The organism is Aeromonas sp. A04 (assembly GCF_047780465.1).
In the GTDB taxonomy this organism is placed as follows: Bacteria; Pseudomonadota; Gammaproteobacteria; order Enterobacterales; family Aeromonadaceae; genus Aeromonas; species Aeromonas bestiarum.
The window spans coordinates 1,100,059-1,118,170 of record NZ_JBLNHP010000001.1 but is presented as its reverse complement, the minus strand read 5'-3'; the positions used below and the strand labels follow the sequence as shown (position 1 = coordinate 1,118,170).

Here is an 18,112-nt window from a genome sequence, read left to right as displayed (position 1 = left end):
TGTGAGCCTCCTTGCCGGTGCGTAACGGCGGGAAAGCGCGCCTTGGCTCCCTGCTCCTTCGTACAGCGGTCCATCACAGGTTTGGCCAATGGATGGGGCTGCGCCTGCCTTTCCAGGCATAGGCGCCTTCCACTCCCCGGCTGGTTATGATATCCATTCGATAACCTGGTCTGGGGCAGGCGAGTCCTGGAGACTCGCTGCCGCCTCGGCCGCCGTCCGCTGGCGCGACCCTGGGTTTCGCCTTGCGGTGTTCATCCTTCCCCAGCCGGTCAGGGGTCATATGCAAAAGAGGCTTTATGGAGTTGTTGTTACTGGCGGATGCGCCATCTGCCGCAGGCGTGGTTGCCTCATGGTATTTTGACGAATGGTGCCGCGACAGTGGTCGCTGCACTCAAGAGCAGGTGCTGGCCAAGGTCACGGCGGCCACCCAGGTCGACCGGGCTCCGCTGATGGTACTGGCCCGCCTGGCCGGTGAATGGGTGGGGGCTGCCGAGCTCAAGATCCGCGAAATGGCGATGTTTCCCGAGTACGAATATTGGTTGGGTGGGGTATATGTGGTTGAAAAAGCGCGTGGGCAGGGGGTCGCCTCCTTGCTGGTAACAGAGATCCTCAGCCGCGCTCGCAGTGCGGGGATCAGCAAGCTGTACTTGCAAACCGAGAGCCTGAGCGGTGGCGTTTATTGCCGTCATGGTTTCAAGGCCCTTGAGGAGGTCCATTATAAAGGCCTTCATGTCCTGGTGATGGTAGCGGATACCGGCATCTGGCCCTCGTCAGAAGCGCTGACCCGGTGACGCCAGGCGCAGCAGCGCGCATAACCATCTTGTGCGATCAATAAAAAAAGCCAGTCAGGGTCACTGACTGGCTTTTTTATTGGCGCCTGCCGGGCAGGTGCCGTCATGGACTGCGGACTTAGCCTATCAGGCTGGCCCAGAGGTCGTATTCGTCGGCTTCATCGATGCGGACCTTGACCAGATCGCCGGGTTTGAGGCCGGTTTCACCGTTCAGGTAGACCAGACCGTCGATCTCGGGGGCATCGGCGAAGGAGCGACCGGTGGCACCCTCTTCGTCCACTTCGTCGATCAGCACAGTCATCTCCTTGCCGACCTTGCGGGCCAGCTTGCGGACGGAGACCTGCTGCTGCAGCTCCATGAAGCGCTGGAAGCGCTCTTCCTGGATGTCTTCCGGCACAGGATCCGGCAGTTCGTTGGCCTTGGCACCCTCGACCGGGCTGTATTTGAAGCAGCCGACGCGATCCAGCTCCGCCTTGTCGATGAAGTCCAGCAGCATCTGGAACTCTTCTTCGGTCTCGCCGGGGAAGCCGACGATGAAGGTGGAACGCAGGGTGATCTCGGGGCAGATCTCGCGCCACTTCAAGATGCGCTCCAGGGTGCGTTCGACGGTACCGGGGCGCTTCATCAGCTTCAGAATGCGCGGGCTGGCGTGTTGCAGCGGTATGTCGAGGTAGGGCAGCACCTTGCCATCGCGCATCAGCGGTATGACGTCATCCACGTGCGGGTAGGGGTAGACGTAGTGCAGGCGCACCCAGATGTCGAGCTTGGCCAGCTCTTCGCACAGGGCCACCATGCTGGTCTTGACCGGCATGCCGTCATAGAAACCGGTGCGGTGCTTGACGTCCACGCCGTAGGCGGAGGTGTCCTGGGAGATCACCAGTATCTCTTTGACGCCGGCCTCTTTCAGGCGCTTGGCTTCCGCCAGCACCTCGCCGATGGGGCGGCTCACCAGATCCCCGCGCATGGAGGGGATGATGCAGAAGGTGCAGCGGTGGTTGCAGCCTTCGGAGATCTTCAGATAGGCGTAGTGGCGCGGGGTCAGCTTGACGCCGTGGGCCGGCACCAGGCTGGTGAAGGGGTTGTGGGTCGGCTTGGCCACGTATTTGTGGACGTGACCCAGCACCTCTTCATAGGCGTGGGGGCCTGTGATCTCGAGCACCTTGGGGTGGATCTCGCGGATCTGGTTCTCTTTGGCGCCAAGGCAGCCGGTGACTATCACCTTGCCGTTCTCGGCCAGGGCTTCGCCGATCGCTTCCAGGGATTCCTGTACCGCGCTGTCGATGAAGCCGCAGGTGTTGACCACCACCAGCTCCGCATCGTCATAGCTGGGCACCACATCGTACCCTTCGGTACGCAGCTGGGTCAGGATGCGCTCAGAATCGACCAGATTTTTGGGGCAACCCAAGGAGACGAATCCTACTTTGGGGGCCTGTTTTGTGTTGGACATCGCTCAATCACTCTTAGGTGGCTCTCTTATAAGGGCGCGGATTTTACCGGAATGGCTAACCAAAAACTATACAGCCAGCATGGCAGAACCGAACAATATCTCTGGCGGGGCAAGATTGTGCGGGTGTGACCCCAGTCACATCGCCCCTTTGGGGGTATCTCCCAGGGGCAGGCTGAACCGTCGACCCGCTCACATCTTGTTGAGCTTTCAGTTAACGAGACGGAAACCCGCAAATGGGCGTCACTATACTAGCTGCAGACACACCAGTAGGGAGAAGGGGATGGATAGCTCATTTGGCGAGAAAATGCAGAATGTGCACGCCACGCTCAGGCAGCGCTTTGACAAGTTGAGCCGGGTGGCCATCGCTATCTATGACCAGCACACGGATCGGCTCCAGACCTTTGCCCACAGCACTGAGGGGCAATCCCCCCTGGTGCAGTACGAGGTCAAGCTGAGCGAGGTGCCCTCCCTGCGCTATCTGGCCGAACATCAGCAACCCCGCGTGCTCGACAGCCTTGACTCTCTGCTGGGGTCGAGCTCGGAGCACAGCCGCAAACTGCTGGAAGCGGGATATGCCTCCAGCTATACCGAGCCGCTGTTGTTCAACAGCAGGCTGTTTGGCTTTCTGTTTTGCGATGCGATGGAGCCCGGCTACTTCAATGAGCCCATTCGCAGCGAACTGGCAGCCTATGCCCAGATGCTGGCGGCCATCATAGCGGTGGAATTTTTCTCCATTCAAACCCTGAGCGGGGCGCTTACCACGGCGCGGGAGTTCAGCCGTTACCGGGATGAGGAGACAGCCAACCATCTGCGCCGCATGTCGGCTTACTCCCGGCTGATCGCCAGCTCAGTGGCGATGCGCCATGCGCTGAGCGACGAGGAGGTGGAGTTTATCTACCTCTTCTCCGAGCTGCACGACATCGGCAAGATTGCTGTGCCGGACGCCATCTTGCTCAAACCGGGCAAGCTGACGCCGGAAGAGTTCGAGATCATGAAGATCCACCCCGGCAAGGGGCGGGAGATGATTGCGCTGATGATCAGTGAATTTGGCCTCGACGGCATCCATCACACCGACATGTTGAAGAACATCATCGCCTACCACCATGAACGCTTCGACGGTCAAGGTTACCCGGAGGGGCTGGCGGGGGAGGCCATAGCGCTGGAGGCTCGCATCGTTGCGGTGGCGGATGTGTTCGATGCCCTCACCAGCGAGCGCCCCTACAAGCAGGCCTGGCCGTTTGACAGGGCGTTTGCCTATCTGGAGGAGCATGCCGGCAGCCAGTTTGATCCCGTCTGCGTGGAGGCCGCGCTTCGCAACAAGGAGGCGTTTCACGCCATCCATCTGCAGTATCGGGATCTCGCCACCCGCTAGGGCTGCTTCGCGCACTCCCTTGCTCACGCCTGGCCTCCCGCCCGATCCGCATGCCAAGCCGGTCACGGCACTCTTCGCCTGTCTGGGCAGGGACTAGCAGCAGGCGTGGCGTGCGCCTTCCTCCTTGCCCTGGTGACACCCGGATTTCCCTTCGCCGTGGCAGCAGCCCCCCTGACAAGCATGGCGGCCAGGCTCGTCTGCATCGGCGTGGCCGAGGGGTTTGATGGCGTGAATGGTGGATGCATGGGCATGGCGCCGGGATGGGCGGCCCTGACTGATCTGGGTCAGTGGCAGCAGGTTGCTCGATGCCAGCAGTTGCGGCCACGGCAAGCGCGCTGAGCGACACTGCATCACTTGCAGGCCGCTGGCGAGCAGGCGTCCCAGCATGCGTTCACCTAGGTTGCGCACCAGCACCCGGCTAACCCGGTGGGCCTTGAGCGCCGCCAGCAGCGCCTGCTTGCCGCTGCAGCCCTCGCCAGCCGCCGGGTTGGGCAGGGTGGCGAGCACGGCGCCCTCCGGGCTCATTATTTGCAGCTGTTCGGCGCGAGTGAAGTGAGCGGCCAGCCGGCCCTGGCTCAGCATGACGGCGCTGTTGCTTGTCTGGTTATCTGCTTGATTCATTGAAACTCTTCTCCATGGGGGTCGGGGTCGCCGGCCTGCATCAGCAGGGCCTTGCCCTGGCTCAGGCAGTCCACCACCTTGTAGCGCGCTTTTTTCAGTATGTTGGCCAGGGTCTGGCGGGAGACGCCCATCACCAGGGCGGCCTGTTGCTGCTGCATGCCTTCCAGATCCACCAGCCGCAGCGCCTCGAACTCGTCGGCGGCCAGGGTGATCTGCTCCAGCTGGTGCATGGGGCGGCCATTGGGTTTGAAGCAGCTGTTGGCGGGGCGGCCACAGATCTGGCGGGCAATCTTGGGTCTGGGCATGGGGGCTCCTGATTGGCATATGCCATATATCTCCATGGTAATTAGCATATGCCAGTTAAGGGAAGATGTGATTCGGATGCATGATCGGCTGATCCGAACGCGCAGCACGAGCGGCGCCAGCGAATTGCCCTGATGTGATGAGGCTTGGCGATGCCGGTTGGCAAGGGGTGACTCATCGTGGATCCTTGCTTGCGACTTGATCATTTCAATAGTTCTTGTATAGTTGAAATCATGAGTCTGAGAACAAAGGTGAACAGCATGAATAAAGAGACGGCCACCAAGGTGTTTGAATCGCTCGCCTCCGGCATTCGGCTGGATGTGTGGCGGCTGCTGGTGAAGGCGGGGCTGGATGGGCGGGTCGCCGGCGAACTGGCCAGCGAGCTCGATGTCGCCCCCAATACCCTGTCGTTTCACCTCAAGGCCATGCTCAATGCCGGCCTGCTGTCGGTGGCGCAGGAGGGGCGTTTTCTGCGCTACCGCGCCAACATTCCCCTGATGCTGGACCTGATCGGTTATCTCACCGAGGAGTGCTGCGCCGGCCACCCAGAGGCGTGCGGCATGATGCGCGCCGAGTCCGCCTGCTCTCCCCATGTTCTGCCCACGCAGCCCTGCTGCAACAAGGAGTAATGCCATGTCAGCCATTCAGATTTTTGATCCCGCTCTCTGCTGCTCCAGCGGTGTCTGCGGTACCCAGGTCGAGCAGGCGCTGGTCACCTTTGCCGCCGACCTTGCCTGGGCCAAGGAGCAGGGGGTTGCCATCGAGCGCTTCAATCTGGCGCAGCAGCCGATGCAGTTTGCCGAGACACCGGCCGTCAGCGCCTTTCTGACCCATGCTGGGGAGGAGGGGCTGCCGCTGGTGCTGGTGGAGGGGCAGGTGGTGCTGACCGGCCGCTATCCGAGCCGCAGCGAGCTGGCCCGCTATGCGGGTCTGCCCGCGCCGCAAGCGGCCATCAAGGGGATCGTCAAGGGTGATTGCTGCTCCGGCAGCGGTTGCTGCTGATCCTCTGCGTCACCCCAGATTGCCCAGCCGGGCTCGCCACTCTGTCGACAGGAGTTCGTCATGTTTCAGTTTCTGACCGATCCGCCCCCCTTTCTCTTCTTCACCGGCAAGGGCGGGGTGGGCAAGACCTCGCTGGCCTGCGCCAGTGCCGTGGCACTGTGCGATGCCGGCAAGCGGGTGCTGCTGGTGAGCACGGATCCCGCCTCCAACGTGGGGCAGGTGTTTGCCACCACCATCGGCAATCACATCACCGCCATCGCGGCTGTGCCGGGGTTGTCGGCGCTGGAGATAGACCCCCCCGCGGCGGCCAGGGCCTATCGGGAGCGGATCGTCGGGCCTGTGCGCGGCAAGTTGCCCGAGAGCGTGGTGCGCAGCATAGAGGAGCAGCTCTCCGGCGCCTGCACCACAGAGATTGCCGCCTTTGACGAGTTCACCGCCCTGCTGACCGATCCGGCGCTGCTGGCCGAGTATGACCATATAGTGTTCGATACGGCGCCCACAGGCCACACCATACGCCTGCTGCAACTGCCGGGGGCCTGGAGCGAATTTCTGGAGCAGGGCAAGGGGGATGCCTCCTGCCTTGGCCCGCTGGCGGGGCTGGAAAAACAGCGCAGCCAGTATGCCGAGGCGGTCGCCGCGTTGGCCGATGCAGCCCACACCCGGCTGGTGCTGGTGGCTCGCGCCCAAAGTTCCACCCTGCGGGAAGTGGCCCGCACCCACGAGGAGCTGGCCGCCATCGGGCTCATGAATCAGCAGCTTGTCATCAATGGCCTCTTCCCCGAGTCTGCCATCGCCGGTGATGGGCTGGCCCAGGCCCTCTGGCAGCGTGAGCAGCAGGCCCTCTCTACCATGCCGCTGGCCCTCAGGGCCCTGGCGCAGGATCCGATCCCGCTGCTTGCCACCAATCTGGTGGGCGTTGAGAGCCTGCGTCAGTTGCTGCAACCCTGTGCATCCAAAGGGAGTCAGGTATCCGTTGCCCAGCCTCACGACAGTGTGACCCAACCCGATCTGGGGACGCTGGTGGACGATCTGGCCGTCGATGGCCACGGCCTCATCATGCTGATGGGCAAGGGGGGAGTGGGCAAGACCACCTTGGCGGCGGCCGTGGCGGTGGAACTGGCCAGTCGCGGCCTGCCGGTGCACCTCACCACCTCGGATCCTGCCGCTCACCTGAGCGAGACGCTGGCAGGCAGCCTGCCCCATCTCGAGGTGAGCCGCATCGACCCCCACGCCGAGACCGAACGTTACCGTGCCCAGGTACTGGCCACCAAGGGGGCGGCGCTGGACGAGCAGGGGAGGGCGTTGCTGGAGGAGGATCTGCGCTCCCCCTGTACCGAGGAGATCGCGGTGTTTCAGGCCTTCTCGCGCATCATACGCGAGGCGGGCAAGCGCTTCGTGGTGATGGATACCGCCCCCACGGGCCACACCCTGCTGCTGCTCGATGCCACCGGCGCCTATCACAGAGAGATCGCTCGCCAGATGGGCAGCAAGGGGCTGCACTTCACCACCCCCATGATGCAGTTGCAGGACCCCAAACAGACCAAGGTGCTGATCGTCACCCTGCCCGAGCCCACGCCGGTGCAGGAGGCGGCCAACCTGCAGGCCGACTTGCGCCGCGCCGGTATCGAGCCCTGGGGCTGGCTCATCAACCACAGTTTGCAGCAGGAGGCGGTCAGCTCGCCTTTGCTGCAACTGCGGGCCGAGCGCCAGTTGCCCCATATCGAGGCGGTCGAACAGCTGCACGCCAGCCGCTACGCTGTGGTGCCGCTGCTGGCCGAAGAGCCGGTGGGGCCGGACGCCCTGCGCCGCCTCTGTCAGCACCATTGAATCGCTGGCCCGGTGCGTTTCCGGGGCGGCTTGAATATGCCGTCAACTTGTGATGAACCCGTGTTTTGAACCTTGTTTTGAACAAATAGAAGATGCGGGATTGCGCCGCATCGGGAGCTTTTATGTCTGCAATCTGTGATGCCAAGGCAGCCCCTGCCATCGGCTTTTTTGAACGTTATCTCACCGCCTGGGTGCTGCTCTGTATTCTGGTGGGCATTGGTCTGGGGCAGGGATTGCCGGATCTGTTCAAGGCGATCGGCGCCATGGAGGTGGCCAGGGTCAACCTGCCGGTGGGGCTGCTCATCTGGGTGATGATCATCCCCATGCTGCTCAAGATCGACTTTGGGGCCCTGCATCAGGTGAAGGGCCATATGAAGGGGATAGGCGTCACCCTCTTCATCAACTGGCTGGTCAAGCCCTTCTCCATGGCCTTTCTCGGCTGGCTCTTCATCCGCGTGCTGTTTGCCGACTGGCTGCCGGCGGATCAACTCGACAGCTACGTGGCGGGCCTGATCCTGCTGGCGGCGGCGCCCTGCACCGCCATGGTGTTTGTCTGGAGTCGCCTCACCAACGGCGATCCCTACTTCACCCTGTCGCAGGTGGCGGTGAACGACCTCATCATGGTGTTTGCCTTCGCCCCGCTGGTGGCGCTGCTGCTCGGGGTCTCCAGCATAGTGGTGCCCTGGGATACCCTGCTCACCTCTGTGGTGCTCTATATCGTCATCCCTGTGGTCATCGCCCAGTTGCTGCGCAAGGCGCTGCTGAAAAAGGGGCAGGCCAGTTTCGATGGTGTCATGGCCCGTATCCAGCCCTGGTCGGTGGCGGCCCTGTTGCTCACCCTGGTGCTGTTGTTCGCCTTTCAGGGCAACGCCATCATGGAGCAGCCGCTGGTCATCGCCCTGCTGGCGGTGCCGATCCTGATCCAGGTGCTGTTCAACTCGGGACTCGCCTACTGGCTCAACCGCAAGGTGGGGGAGAAGCACTCGGTGGCCGGCCCCTCTGCGCTGATCGGGGCATCGAATTTCTTCGAGCTGGCGGTGGCCGCCGCCATCAGCCTGTTCGGCTTTCACTCCGGCGCGGCGCTCGCCACTGTCGTCGGCGTGTTGATCGAGGTGCCTGTCATGCTGCTGGTGGTGCGCGTGGTCAACGCCAGCAAACCCTGGTACGAGGCGGGTCTGCGCCGCTAACCCTTTTTATCCAATGTTTTTATTCACTTAAGCCATGAGAGACACGCAAATGAGTGCAATCACCATCTATCACAACCCGGAATGTGGTACCTCCCGCAACACCCTGGCGCTTATTCGCAACAGCGGCGTCGAGCCCACCGTGATCCACTATCTGGAGACGCCGCCTTCCCGCGACCAGCTGGTGGCGCTGATTGCCGCCATGGGGATGCCGGTGCGCGAGCTGCTGCGCAAGAACGTGCCCCCCTACGAGGCGCTCGGGCTGGCGGAAGGTAGCTTCAGCGATGAGGCGCTTATCGATGCCATGCTGGCCCATCCGATCCTTATCAACCGCCCCATAGTCGTGACGCCCCTTGGCACCAGGCTGTGCCGCCCGTCGGAGCTGGTGCTCGATATTCTGCCCGATCAGCAAAAAGGGGCCTTCGCCAAGGAGGATGGCGAGCAGGTGGTGGATGCGAGCGGCAAGCGCCTCAAGTCATAAGCGCAGACATGAGCAATGATCACGAGGGCGCCAGGCGCCCTCGTGTACAGGCGCTCGGGTGTCGCTGGCGGCCAGGGGCTGCGTCACTGCTTGACCGCGCCGTGAGCATAGCCCGATCCGGCGTCGTCCAAATCTGCTACTGTGACCATCGACTCATCACAGATGGTGGAGAACAGCATGAAGATTCGATTCCTAGTGATTGCAACGACGCTGGCACTGGCGTCGACCCCCGGTCTGGCCGATTGGGAGAAGCTGAAGGCGGCCGCGACCGACCTGGGGAGTGCTGTGAGTGACACCAGCAAGGAGGCGTGGCGGAGCGTCACCGACTTCTCCAAGGCGACCTGGGCATCCGTCTCACAGTGGGGCTCGGAGGCGTTCAACACCGCCGGGGTCTGGACCGACAAGAGCATGGCGACCGGCAAGGAGTGGCTGGTGGTGGCCGACAAGAAACTCGACGAGATGCTCGAGCCCAAGACGGCCGAGGAGGCACGGCTTGCCCTCGATACCATGGCCGATACCGCGCTGGTGCGACTGTTCAACCAGCAACCTTCCGCCAAGTTGTTGTTTGACAAGGCCTATGGCTATGCGGTGTTCGACTCGCGCAAGTTCTCCCTGATGCTGCACACCAATCAGGGCGCCGGGGTGGCGGTCAATCGCACCAGCGGCAAGCACACCTACATGAAGATGTTCGGCGCCGGGCTCGCGGCCGGGCTCGGCGGCAAGTTCTACCAGCAGGTGATCCTGTTTGAAGACAAGGCCAGGTTCGACGCCTTCGTGACCCAGGGCTGGGAGGCCACCTCGGAGGTGGGGGCCGTGGCGGGCAAGGAGAGCGCCGAGCTCAGAGCCAAATACAACGGCGGCATGGCCATCTACCAGATCGGCGAGAAGGGCTTGCTGCTCGATGCCAACATCTCGGGATCCAAATACTGGGTGGACGAGGATCTGACCAAAAAGTAGGATGCCGCTCATCCCCCGAACATGGCCCGCATTATGCGGGCCATGTTCGTTGTGCTCCGCCTTGCTGAAATCTTGCCCTCACACCGGCTGCCTGGCGTTCGTTTCATGCCCCTCATCACCCGCCTCGAGCGCATTGGCACTCTAATTGCTTATTCGCTGTCAGCGTCAATGATTTGTCTGGGGATGAAATATGGAAATTAGTGCAAGCAGCCTGATGCAAGAGATGCAGGCACTCAAGGTGGAATCCGGGGCGACACCGCTGGCTCAGCCCGGTCGTCAGGTCACGTCCGACTTTGGTCAGTTGCTGCAGCAAGCCCTCGGCAACGTCAACGAGTTGCAAGGGGCCGCCAACGATCTGCGTACTCGCTTCGACATGGGTGACAAGTCTATCGACCTGTCCGAGGTGATGATCGCCGGCCAGAAATCTTCCATCGCCTTCGAGGCGACTGTGCAGGTGCGTAACAAGATGGTCGATGCCTACAAGACCATCATGAACATGCCGGTATAAGGATCGTAAATCGTGGTGACTGAGCATCATGAACATGTCAGCAATAAGGACATAAATCGTGGCTACTGACCAAAACGGCGAACTGCTGATGAACGATGAGGGCTCCGCCGCCCTCGATGAGAATGAGCAGAAGAGCTCCGCACTCGGCTTCCTGTCCAACACGGATGTGCTGCGGCAAATCACCCTGATCCTGGGGCTGGCCATCTGCCTGTCGATCGCCGTTTTCATCCTGCTGTGGGGCAAGGAGCCGGACATGCGGCCGCTTGGCACCTACAGCACCCAGGAGCTGGTGTCGACCCTCGATTATCTGGATCAGCAGAAGATCCCCTATGAGGTGGATGGCAAGAGCGTGCTGGTCAACGCCGAAAAATATGCCGATATCCGCCTGCGCCTGACCCGTGCCGGTCTCGCCACCAATACCGATGCCAGCAACGATGGCGAGTCCATCCTGCTCAAGGATTCCAGCTTCGGCGTCAGCCAGCGCATGGAGACGGAGCGCCTCAAGCTGAGCCGCGAGCGTCAGCTGGCGAGCGCCATCGAGCAGTTCCAGAATGTGGCCAAGGCCCAGGTGCTGCTGGCCATTCCGAAAGACAACGTGTTTGCCCGCAACGAGCGTAAGCCCAGCGCGACTGTGGTGCTGAACCTCAAGGGCAACGCCCTCGGCCAGGGGGAAGTGGACTCCATCGTCGACATGGTCGCCTCCGCCGTGCACGGCCTGGAGCCGACCCGCGTCACTGTGACCGATCAGAACGGCCGCCTGCTCAACTCGGGTTCCCAGGATCCCGTCTCTGCCCAGACTCGCAAGGAGTTTGCGATGCAGCAGAAGCAGGAGGTGGAGTACAAACAAAAAATTGACGCCATCCTGATCCCCGTGCTCGGCGCCGACAATTATACGGCGGAGGTCGACCTCTCCCTCGACTTCTCCCAGCAGGAACAGACTCGCAAGACCTACAACCCGGACTTGCCGGCCGTGCGCTCCGAGATGACCCTGGAAGAGAACAGCGCCAATGGTAGCAGTGGCGGCGTACCCGGCGCCCTCTCCAACCAGCCGCCCGCCGCCTCCAATATTCCCCAGCAGGCGACCGGCCCCAATGCCGATGCCAGCGCCGCTGCCTCCGGCCGCTCCCGCAAGGAGGCGACCCGCAACTTCGAACTGGATACCACAGTCAGCCATATCCGGCGTCAGATGGGCGGCATTCGCCGCATGACGGTCTCGGTCGCGGTGGATTACAAATCAATCACCGCCGCCGACGGCAAGGTGACCCGCGAGGCGCGCACCCAGCCAGAGCTCGATACCCTGCGCCGTTTGCTGAGCGGCGGGCTTGGCTTTGACGTGACCCGCGGTGATACTCTGGAAGTGGTCGCCATCCCGTTCAACCGGCCAGAGCTTGAGAACGTGGCCGAAGCGCCCATCTACGAGCAGCCCTGGTTCTGGCGCGCGGTGCGCATCGCCGCCTCTGTGCTGGTCATCATAGTGTTGATCGTGACAGTGGTGCGCCCCATGCTCAAACGCCTGCTCTACCCGGATGCACGTCCGGAAGGGGATCTGGATATGGACAACAGCATAGTGCTGGGTGGGGATGACGAGCTCAGTCTGCTGGCGGCTCAGGCCGATTCCGAGCCTGTGTTCGGGGTACGTGACGGCCATCTGAAACTGCCGGATCTGCACCGTGACGAGGACTTGCTCAAGGCGGTGCGTGCGCTGGTGGCGAACGAACCGGATCTGGCCGCACAGGTCATTAAAGAATGGGTAACGAACAAAGATGCCTGAAGAAAGTAAGACCCAAGTCACCGGCAATGACATTACCGACAGCCAGCGCCAGATCCTGGACCAGATGAGCGGGATGGAGATGGCGGCTGTGCTGATGCTGAGCCTCAACGAAGAGGATGCCGCCCAGATCTTCCGCCACCTCGAGCCCAAGCAGGTGCAGCGGCTCGGCATGTCCATGGCCTCCATGTCGGACTTCAGTCACGACCGGGTGGCGGCGGTGCACCGTCAATTCATCGACGATATCCAGAAATACACCAACATCGGTATCGGCAGCGAAGACTTCGTGCGCAAGGCGCTGGTGGCCGCCCTTGGCGAAGACAAGGCCAGCAACCTGGTGGATCAGATCATCCTGGGTTCCGGTGCCCGTGGCCTCGACTCCCTCAAGTGGATGGATGCCCGCCAGGTCGCCAGCATCATCCAGAACGAACACCCGCAGATCCAGACCATAGTGCTCTCCTATCTGGAGCCGGAGCAGTCCGCCGAGATCCTGAGCCAGTTCCCGGAGCAGGTGCGCCTGGATCTGGTGATGCGGATCGCCAACCTGGAAGAGGTGCAACCGGCGGCGTTGCAAGAGTTGAACGACATCATGGAGAAACAGTTCGCCGGTGCGGCGGGTGCCCAGGCAGCCAAGATGGGCGGCCTGAAGGCGGCGGCCAACATCATGAACTACTTGGATACCAACATAGAAGGCCAGCTGATGGACTCCATCCGCGAGTCGGACGAGGAGATGAGCCAGCAGATCCAGGACTTGATGTTCGTGTTCGAAAACCTCATCGATGTGGACGATCGCGGCATCCAGACCATGCTGCGGGAAGTGCCGGGAGATCTGCTGCAACGGGCGCTCAAGGGCTCGGACGATCAGATGCGCGAGAAGGTATTCAAGAACATGTCCAAGCGGGCCGCCGAGATGCTGGCGGACGATCTGGAGGCCATGGGGCCGATTCGGGTCTCCGAAGTGGAAGCGGCCCAGAAAGAGATCCTCTCCATCGCCCGCCGTCTGGCGGATGCTGGCGAGATCATGCTGGGTGCCGGTGGCGGTGAGGAGTTCCTCTAAACCATGGACCATCAATTCTACCGTTTCGCCGGGCCGCAGCTGGCGGTGGCGAGGAGCGCCTCTAAAGCATGAACAACAAGCTGCGTGGCTATGTACGTCCCGACGGGGACGACGCCCGGGTCGAGGCCTGGGGCTGGCCCGAGATGGAGATCGAATCCGAGGTCGAGACCAATGCCCTCGGGCTGACGCCGGACTGGTATCGGCAGGAGGAAGAGGCGCCGGTCGAGGAGCCGGCAGAGGAGCCGACTCCCAGCATCACGGCAGAAGAGCTGGAAGCCATCCGTCAGGCCGCCTGGGACGAGGGCATGGCCGAAGGCCAGGCCGCCGGCTTTGCCAAGGGGCTGGAGGAGGGCAAGCTGGAAGGCCTGCAACAGGGCCATGCCGCCGGACTGGAACAGGGCAAGGAGGAGGGGCTGGCCATGGGCCGCGAGCTGGTGGATCAGCAACTGGCCCACTGGCAGTCACTGGTCGATCGTCTCGCCACCCCCCTCAACGAGCTGGATCAGGCGGTGGAGCAGCAACTCATCGCTCTGGTGCTGCAGCTGACCCGCGCCCTCATACGGCACGAAGCAGAGACGTCCCCCCGCATCCTGCTGGAGGCCCTCAAACAGGGGCTGGCCTTGCTGCCTGCCGCCGAGCAGGGGGTCACCCTGATGCTGCATCCCGATGACATCACCCGGGTCGAGCAGGCGTTCGGGGTGGAAGAGTGCGCCAAGCGTCACTGGCGGCTGCAGAGCGATCCCACCCTCTCCCCTGGCGACTTGCAGCTGGCGACCGAACTCTCCAGCATCGACCTGACGCTGGCGGGACGCATCGACCAGCTGCTGCGCAACTTCTTGCGAGACAATCACGAATAACCGGCGACGGGCCGGCGCAAGCCGGCCCGCCGCAGGCATGACCCATCTCAATATCGCTTTCAGGAGGCCAGATGAGCGGCTCGTTACTCACTCGGTTGCAAGGGTATCGGGTGCGCGATATCGCACCCAAGCCGCCCGTCGCCGGCAAGTTGACCCGGGTGGTGGGCCTCACGCTGGAAGCCATCGGTTGCCGCGCCGCCATCGGTGCCCTCTGTCGCATCGATACCCAGGACGGCATGCTGGAGGCCGAAGTAGTGGGTTTCTCCGGCGATCGCCTGTTCCTGATGCCGAGCGAGCAGCTCAAGGGGGTCATCCCGGGTGCCCGTGTGGTGCCCATCACAGAGGAGCACGGCATTCCGGTCGGCATGAACCTGCTGGGCCGGGTCATAGACGGCATAGGCCAGCCGCTGGACGGGCTTGGTCCCATTCTCTCCTCCCAGACGGTGCAGTTTGCCCAGCACCGCATCAATCCGCTCTCCCGCCGACCCATCCATCAACCGATGGACGTGGGCGTGCGTGCCATCAACGCCGTGCTGACCGTGGGGCAGGGCCAGCGGATGGGGCTGTTCGCCGGCTCGGGTGTCGGCAAGTCTGTGCTGCTCGGCATGATGACCCGTGGCTCGGTGGCGGACGTGGTGGTGGTGGGCCTCATCGGTGAGCGGGGCCGGGAAGTGAAAGAGTTTATCGAAGACATTCTGGGGGAGGAGGGGCGTGCCCGTTCCGTGGTGGTGGCGGCCCCGGCCGATGCCTCGCCCCTGATGCGCCTCAAGGGGTGCGAGACGGCGCTCGCCATCGCCGAGTATTTTCGCGATCAGGGGCTCAACGTGCTGCTCTTGATGGATTCGCTGACCCGTTACGCCCAGGCCCAGCGTGAAATCGCGCTGGCGGTGGGCGAGCCGCCGGCGACCAAGGGGTATCCGCCCTCGGTATTTGCCAAATTACCGGCGCTGGTGGAGCGGGCCGGCAACGGCAGCGACGGCCAGGGCTCCATCACCGCCTTCTTCACCGTGCTGACCGAGGGGGATGACCTGCAGGATCCCATCGCCGATGCGGCGCGGGCCATCCTCGACGGCCACATAGTGCTGTCGCGCGAGCTGGCCGATGCGGGTCACTACCCGGCCATCGACATCGAAAAATCCATCAGCCGGGTCATGCCCATGGTCACGTCGCCCCAGCACATGGAGCTGGCGCGGACTCTCAAGCAGTTCTACTCCCTCTATCAGCAGAACCGGGATCTCATCACCATAGGCGCCTACAGCCAGGGTTCGGATCCCCGCATCGATCGCGCCATAATACAAAAACCCTATCTGGATCAGTTCTTGCAGCAGGGAATGCGCGAGGTCATTCACTACGATGAGGGCCTGCAATCCCTGCAACTGGTGGCCATGCCCCTGATGCGTTGACCATATGATGAAAAGGGAAGGCAGTCATGAGTAAAGGCTTGGTGATGTTGTCCGAGCGGCTGGTGGAGGCCGAACAGCAGGCGGCGCTGGCGTTGGCCAAGGCCCAGCAGGATCTGAAAATCTTCATGGAGCAGCAGGAGGCGCTCAACCAGTACCGCCAGATCTACCATCAGCAGTGGACAGATCGCGGTCTGCAGGGCATCGCGGCCCAGCAGAATGCCCAGTACCACGCCTTCATCAACAAGCTTGAGCAGGCGGCCACCCAGCAGTACGAAGGTGTGCTGCAGGTGCGCCAGGCGCTGGCGTTGCGGCGCGAAGAGTGGCTGGCCGCTCAGCAGAGGCGCAAGGCGGTGGAGCTGCTGCTGGCCAAGCAGGCCGGGCGTGAGCAGCAGAAGGCCCAGCGTCAGGAGCAGAAGATGCTGGATGAGTACGCCATGCTGCGCCGCTTCCATCATTCTGGCCTGTAACTTGCTTTATTCTGCCCATCCAGTGTGCGCCTCACCGCCATCGCGTTCGTGAGGGCCGCACCAGAACCCGATTGTCGTCAGGGATTTTCATCATGATGCAGACACTGCTAACCAATACCCCCCCCGTTCAGGCTGCTGCGCCTGCCGACAAGAGTGCTCCGATCCCTCCCCCCTCCGACAGCGCTGAACCGACGCCACAGGGTGAGCCGAAAGGCGGTTTCTCCGATGTGATGGCCAAGGCCCAGGCAGAGGGTGCACCTGTGACCAAGGCCGCTCAGGCTTCTCAGGCGGCTGCGGGCGAGCCGAAGGCCGGTGGTCAGGTCGTCACTGGCCCGGTGGCCGGTGACAAAGGTGCCAGTGACAAGCACGCCGATGCCAAATCTTTGGCGAATGCCACCGAAGGCTCGGCGGCCAGCGACGATAAAAAGAAAAAAATGGAGGAGGCCGAGAGCAGCGCCTCTCCCATCGATTTCTTGCAGCGTCTGCAAGATGCCCTCAAGCAGGACACCAGCCTGGTCTCCCCCGCGCCCCTCAACCTGGTTGCGACCGCGCCAGCCGTGGAAACGGACGGCAATATGTTGCCGCAAGCGGGGGAGGACGCAGAGGCGGCCGATGTGCTGGTCGGCGCGGGCGACAAGCCGCTCAGCCTGGATGACAGAAAAGCCGCAACCGGCTCCGCCTTGCAGGCACAACAGGCCGCCAGCCTGCTCAAGGGGGAAGGGGTCGAGGTGCCGGCAGCTGAGGGCGAGGCGCAAGCCATGGAGAGCGATGCTGCCGCCATGGCTGCCCAGCTGAAAGAGGCAGGCAAGGACAAAGGGGCGGCTGGCACAGACAAAGCGGGCAAGGCTGAACTCACCGGCGCCGAGCGGGCCGCCTTGCTGAGCAAGGTGTTGCCGACCGAGGCGGTGGACAAGGCCGCCAAAGGCGAGGGGAACAAGTCCGTCGAGATCGATGCCAGCGCCAAACCCGTCACTCCTCCCATGAGCAGCAAGGAGGGAGCCGAGAAGGCACATCCCCAGCGTACGATGGAGCCGGCCGTGCCCACCCAGACGAGCGCCACCAGGGCGTTTGAAGCGGGTCAGGAGCGGGCCGACACGGATACGACCCGCTCGGCGGATGGCGTTCAGACCAGGGTCGCTGCCGAGGGGGGCGAGCAGCCCCAGGCCAGTGCGACCACGGCCGCCAAGTCAGAGAGTCCGCTGGCCGCCGCTGGCAGCAGCGCCACGGCGCCGGCTGCCCAGCCGCCAGCCGAACCCGTGTTGACGGCCCCGCAACAGGTGCTGGCCAGCAGTGAATCCCAGGGGCCGCAGGCCTCGCTGAGCGCCTTGTCGGCCGGGATCAAGCAGATGGAGGCCAGCGAAGGCCGCGAGGCTGCCAAGGTCAGGAACGAGGTCAAGGTGGACGTGAAGCAGAAGGTGGCCGAGTTTGGCAAAGGCAGCGCCCTCGGGACCGAGTCCAGCACCCACGACAGTCATCACAGCCAGCAGGTGCAGCAGAACAGCCAGCCCCAGGTGGCCAACAACGACAGCAAGCCCACGGTCGACATAGCGGCGCGGCGCGATCCCCAGAATCTGCCCCACCTCAAGCTGGCCAACCCGGAGGCGCCGGCCCAGCTGCACCAGAAGGTGAACCTGATGCTGGCGGACAAGTTGCAGCAGGCGGAGATCCAGCTCGACCCCCTTGGTCTTGGCAAGATGAAGATCCAGATCCAGATTGGCGCCGACAACCAGGCCAACGTGCACTTCGTGGTACAACATGGCCAGACCCGCGAAATGCTGGAGCAGGCCATGCCACGGCTGCGTGATATGCTGGCCGGGCAGGGCATCCAGCTCGGTCAGACCCTGGTGCAACAGCAGCCGCAGCAACAGTCACAGGGTCAGTCGGCCTTTGCCGGACAGGGCCAGCAAGGTCAAAAAGAGAGCGGAACTTTTGCCGAAACAGGCCAAACTGAGGCAGAGGTCACGGCCGCAGGCAGTCGTTTGCTGACGGAATCGACAAACGACAGCGGAATTGATTTCTATGCTTGATGCCAGCCTGAGTAAGTTTATGATATCGAACAAGTTTGAG

18 protein-coding genes are annotated in these 18,112 nt (G+C 62.8%); 15 read left to right on the top strand and 3 right to left on the bottom strand.

Annotated elements, in window-relative coordinates:
• Positions 1-296: 296 nt before the first annotated feature.
• Positions 297-791: a GNAT family N-acetyltransferase gene (locus ACM3N8_RS05050; RefSeq protein ID WP_290017215.1), complete on the top strand. Its 495-nt coding sequence runs from the start codon at positions 297-299 to the stop codon at positions 789-791.
• A gap of 118 nt (positions 792-909) precedes the next feature.
• Here the strand turns inward: ACM3N8_RS05050 and rimO are convergent, their stop codons facing one another.
• Positions 910-2,238: a 30S ribosomal protein S12 methylthiotransferase RimO gene (gene rimO / locus ACM3N8_RS05045; protein ID WP_290017213.1), complete on the bottom strand. Its 1,329-nt coding sequence runs from the start codon at positions 2,236-2,238 to the stop codon at positions 910-912.
• A gap of 280 nt (positions 2,239-2,518) precedes the next feature.
• Here rimO and ACM3N8_RS05040 point away from each other — a divergent pair, with 280 nt between their 5' ends.
• Positions 2,519-3,610: an HD-GYP domain-containing protein gene (locus ACM3N8_RS05040; protein ID WP_416015531.1), complete on the top strand. Its 1,092-nt coding sequence runs from the start codon at positions 2,519-2,521 to the stop codon at positions 3,608-3,610.
• A 93-nt stretch (positions 3,611-3,703) separates the two neighbouring features.
• On the opposite strand, the gene ACM3N8_RS05035 is transcribed toward ACM3N8_RS05040, so the two are convergent.
• Together ACM3N8_RS05035 and ACM3N8_RS05030 are read right to left on the bottom strand one after the other, a co-directional pair.
• The gene (locus ACM3N8_RS05035) at positions 3,704-4,231 is read right to left on the bottom strand and encodes a NifB/NifX family molybdenum-iron cluster-binding protein (protein ID WP_416015529.1); all 528 of its coding nucleotides are present in this window, start codon (positions 4,229-4,231) and stop codon (positions 3,704-3,706) included.
• A complete protein-coding gene (locus ACM3N8_RS05030; RefSeq protein WP_416015527.1) occupies positions 4,228-4,536 on the bottom strand; it encodes a DUF134 domain-containing protein in 309 nt (102 codons plus the stop codon). Before ACM3N8_RS05030 ends, ACM3N8_RS05035 begins: the two co-directional genes overlap by 4 nt.
• Positions 4,537-4,794: 258 nt before the next feature.
• On the opposite strand from ACM3N8_RS05030, the gene ACM3N8_RS05025 reads away from it, so the two are divergent.
• From ACM3N8_RS05025 to ACM3N8_RS04965, 13 genes are all read left to right on the top strand, one after another.
• Positions 4,795-5,163 carry an ArsR/SmtB family transcription factor gene (locus ACM3N8_RS05025; RefSeq protein WP_043555962.1) on the top strand — a complete coding sequence of 123 codons (369 nt, stop codon included), beginning with the start codon at positions 4,795-4,797 and terminating at the stop codon, positions 5,161-5,163.
• A gap of 4 nt (positions 5,164-5,167) precedes the next feature.
• On the top strand, positions 5,168-5,536 hold the full coding sequence (gene arsD, locus ACM3N8_RS05020) for an arsenite efflux transporter metallochaperone ArsD (protein ID WP_103471264.1): 369 nt from the start codon (positions 5,168-5,170) through the stop codon (positions 5,534-5,536).
• Positions 5,537-5,596: 60 nt separating this feature from the next.
• The gene (gene arsA / locus ACM3N8_RS05015; RefSeq protein ID WP_416015524.1) at positions 5,597-7,363 is read left to right on the top strand and encodes an arsenical pump-driving ATPase; all 1,767 of its coding nucleotides are present in this window, start codon (positions 5,597-5,599) and stop codon (positions 7,361-7,363) included.
• 122 nt (positions 7,364-7,485) lie between these two features.
• Positions 7,486-8,550: an ACR3 family arsenite efflux transporter gene (arsB, locus tag ACM3N8_RS05010; protein WP_290017209.1), complete on the top strand. Its 1,065-nt coding sequence runs from the start codon at positions 7,486-7,488 to the stop codon at positions 8,548-8,550.
• A gap of 49 nt (positions 8,551-8,599) precedes the next feature.
• Positions 8,600-9,028: a glutaredoxin-dependent arsenate reductase gene (gene arsC / locus ACM3N8_RS05005; protein ID WP_274452345.1), complete on the top strand. Its 429-nt coding sequence runs from the start codon at positions 8,600-8,602 to the stop codon at positions 9,026-9,028.
• Between the two features lie 177 nt (positions 9,029-9,205).
• Entirely contained in the window at positions 9,206-9,985 is a 780-nt protein-coding gene (befA, locus tag ACM3N8_RS05000) for a beta cell expansion factor BefA (protein WP_416015522.1), read from the top strand.
• Positions 9,986-10,175: 190 nt separating this feature from the next.
• A complete protein-coding gene (gene fliE / locus ACM3N8_RS04995; protein WP_043134682.1) occupies positions 10,176-10,493 on the top strand; it encodes a flagellar hook-basal body complex protein FliE in 318 nt (105 codons plus the stop codon).
• 58 nt (positions 10,494-10,551) lie between these two features.
• The gene (gene fliF, locus ACM3N8_RS04990) at positions 10,552-12,264 is read left to right on the top strand and encodes a flagellar basal-body MS-ring/collar protein FliF (RefSeq protein WP_172955386.1); all 1,713 of its coding nucleotides are present in this window, start codon (positions 10,552-10,554) and stop codon (positions 12,262-12,264) included.
• Positions 12,257-13,318 (top strand): flagellar motor switch protein FliG, encoded by a 1,062-nt coding sequence (gene fliG, locus ACM3N8_RS04985; RefSeq protein WP_098984612.1) that lies wholly within the window; start codon positions 12,257-12,259, stop codon positions 13,316-13,318. The genes fliF and fliG overlap by 8 nt, the downstream gene beginning before the upstream one ends.
• Positions 13,319-13,386: 68 nt before the next feature.
• Positions 13,387-14,175: a flagellar assembly protein FliH gene (gene fliH / locus ACM3N8_RS04980; protein ID WP_290017204.1), complete on the top strand. Its 789-nt coding sequence runs from the start codon at positions 13,387-13,389 to the stop codon at positions 14,173-14,175.
• A gap of 71 nt (positions 14,176-14,246) precedes the next feature.
• Positions 14,247-15,578: a flagellar protein export ATPase FliI gene (fliI, locus tag ACM3N8_RS04975; RefSeq protein ID WP_043134686.1), complete on the top strand. Its 1,332-nt coding sequence runs from the start codon at positions 14,247-14,249 to the stop codon at positions 15,576-15,578.
• Positions 15,579-15,604: 26 nt separating this feature from the next.
• Positions 15,605-16,045, top strand: a complete 441-nt coding sequence (fliJ, locus tag ACM3N8_RS04970; RefSeq protein WP_042871992.1) for a flagellar export protein FliJ — start codon at positions 15,605-15,607, stop codon at positions 16,043-16,045.
• A 92-nt stretch (positions 16,046-16,137) separates the two neighbouring features.
• A complete protein-coding gene (locus ACM3N8_RS04965) occupies positions 16,138-18,072 on the top strand; it encodes a flagellar hook-length control protein FliK (protein WP_290017203.1) in 1,935 nt (644 codons plus the stop codon).
• Positions 18,073-18,112: the final 40 nt, after the last annotated feature.

Bases quoted from the DNA above. Each gene is read 5' to 3' on its own strand.
- rimO (WP_290017213.1), bottom strand. From the start codon at position 2,238: ATGTCCAACACAAAACAGGCCCCCAAAGTAGGATTCGTCTCCTTGGGT.
- ACM3N8_RS05050 (WP_290017215.1), top strand. From the start codon at position 297: ATGGAGTTGTTGTTACTGGCGGATGCGCCATCTGCCGCAGGCGTGGTT.
- arsD (WP_103471264.1), top strand. From the start codon at position 5,168: ATGTCAGCCATTCAGATTTTTGATCCCGCTCTCTGCTGCTCCAGCGGT.
- arsA (WP_416015524.1), top strand. From the start codon at position 5,597: ATGTTTCAGTTTCTGACCGATCCGCCCCCCTTTCTCTTCTTCACCGGC.
- fliJ (WP_042871992.1), top strand. From the start codon at position 15,605: ATGAGTAAAGGCTTGGTGATGTTGTCCGAGCGGCTGGTGGAGGCCGAA.
- fliH (WP_290017204.1), top strand. From the start codon at position 13,387: ATGAACAACAAGCTGCGTGGCTATGTACGTCCCGACGGGGACGACGCC.
- fliG (WP_098984612.1), top strand. From the start codon at position 12,257: ATGCCTGAAGAAAGTAAGACCCAAGTCACCGGCAATGACATTACCGAC.
- befA (WP_416015522.1), top strand. From the start codon at position 9,206: ATGAAGATTCGATTCCTAGTGATTGCAACGACGCTGGCACTGGCGTCG.
- arsB (WP_290017209.1), top strand. From the start codon at position 7,486: ATGTCTGCAATCTGTGATGCCAAGGCAGCCCCTGCCATCGGCTTTTTT.
- arsC (WP_274452345.1), top strand. From the start codon at position 8,600: ATGAGTGCAATCACCATCTATCACAACCCGGAATGTGGTACCTCCCGC.
- ACM3N8_RS05040 (WP_416015531.1), top strand. From the start codon at position 2,519: ATGGATAGCTCATTTGGCGAGAAAATGCAGAATGTGCACGCCACGCTC.
- ACM3N8_RS05025 (WP_043555962.1), top strand. From the start codon at position 4,795: ATGAATAAAGAGACGGCCACCAAGGTGTTTGAATCGCTCGCCTCCGGC.
- ACM3N8_RS05035 (WP_416015529.1), bottom strand. From the start codon at position 4,231: ATGAATCAAGCAGATAACCAGACAAGCAACAGCGCCGTCATGCTGAGC.
- ACM3N8_RS05030 (WP_416015527.1), bottom strand. From the start codon at position 4,536: ATGCCCAGACCCAAGATTGCCCGCCAGATCTGTGGCCGCCCCGCCAAC.
- fliI (WP_043134686.1), top strand. From the start codon at position 14,247: ATGAGCGGCTCGTTACTCACTCGGTTGCAAGGGTATCGGGTGCGCGAT.
- ACM3N8_RS04965 (WP_290017203.1), top strand. From the start codon at position 16,138: ATGATGCAGACACTGCTAACCAATACCCCCCCCGTTCAGGCTGCTGCG.
- fliE (WP_043134682.1), top strand. From the start codon at position 10,176: ATGGAAATTAGTGCAAGCAGCCTGATGCAAGAGATGCAGGCACTCAAG.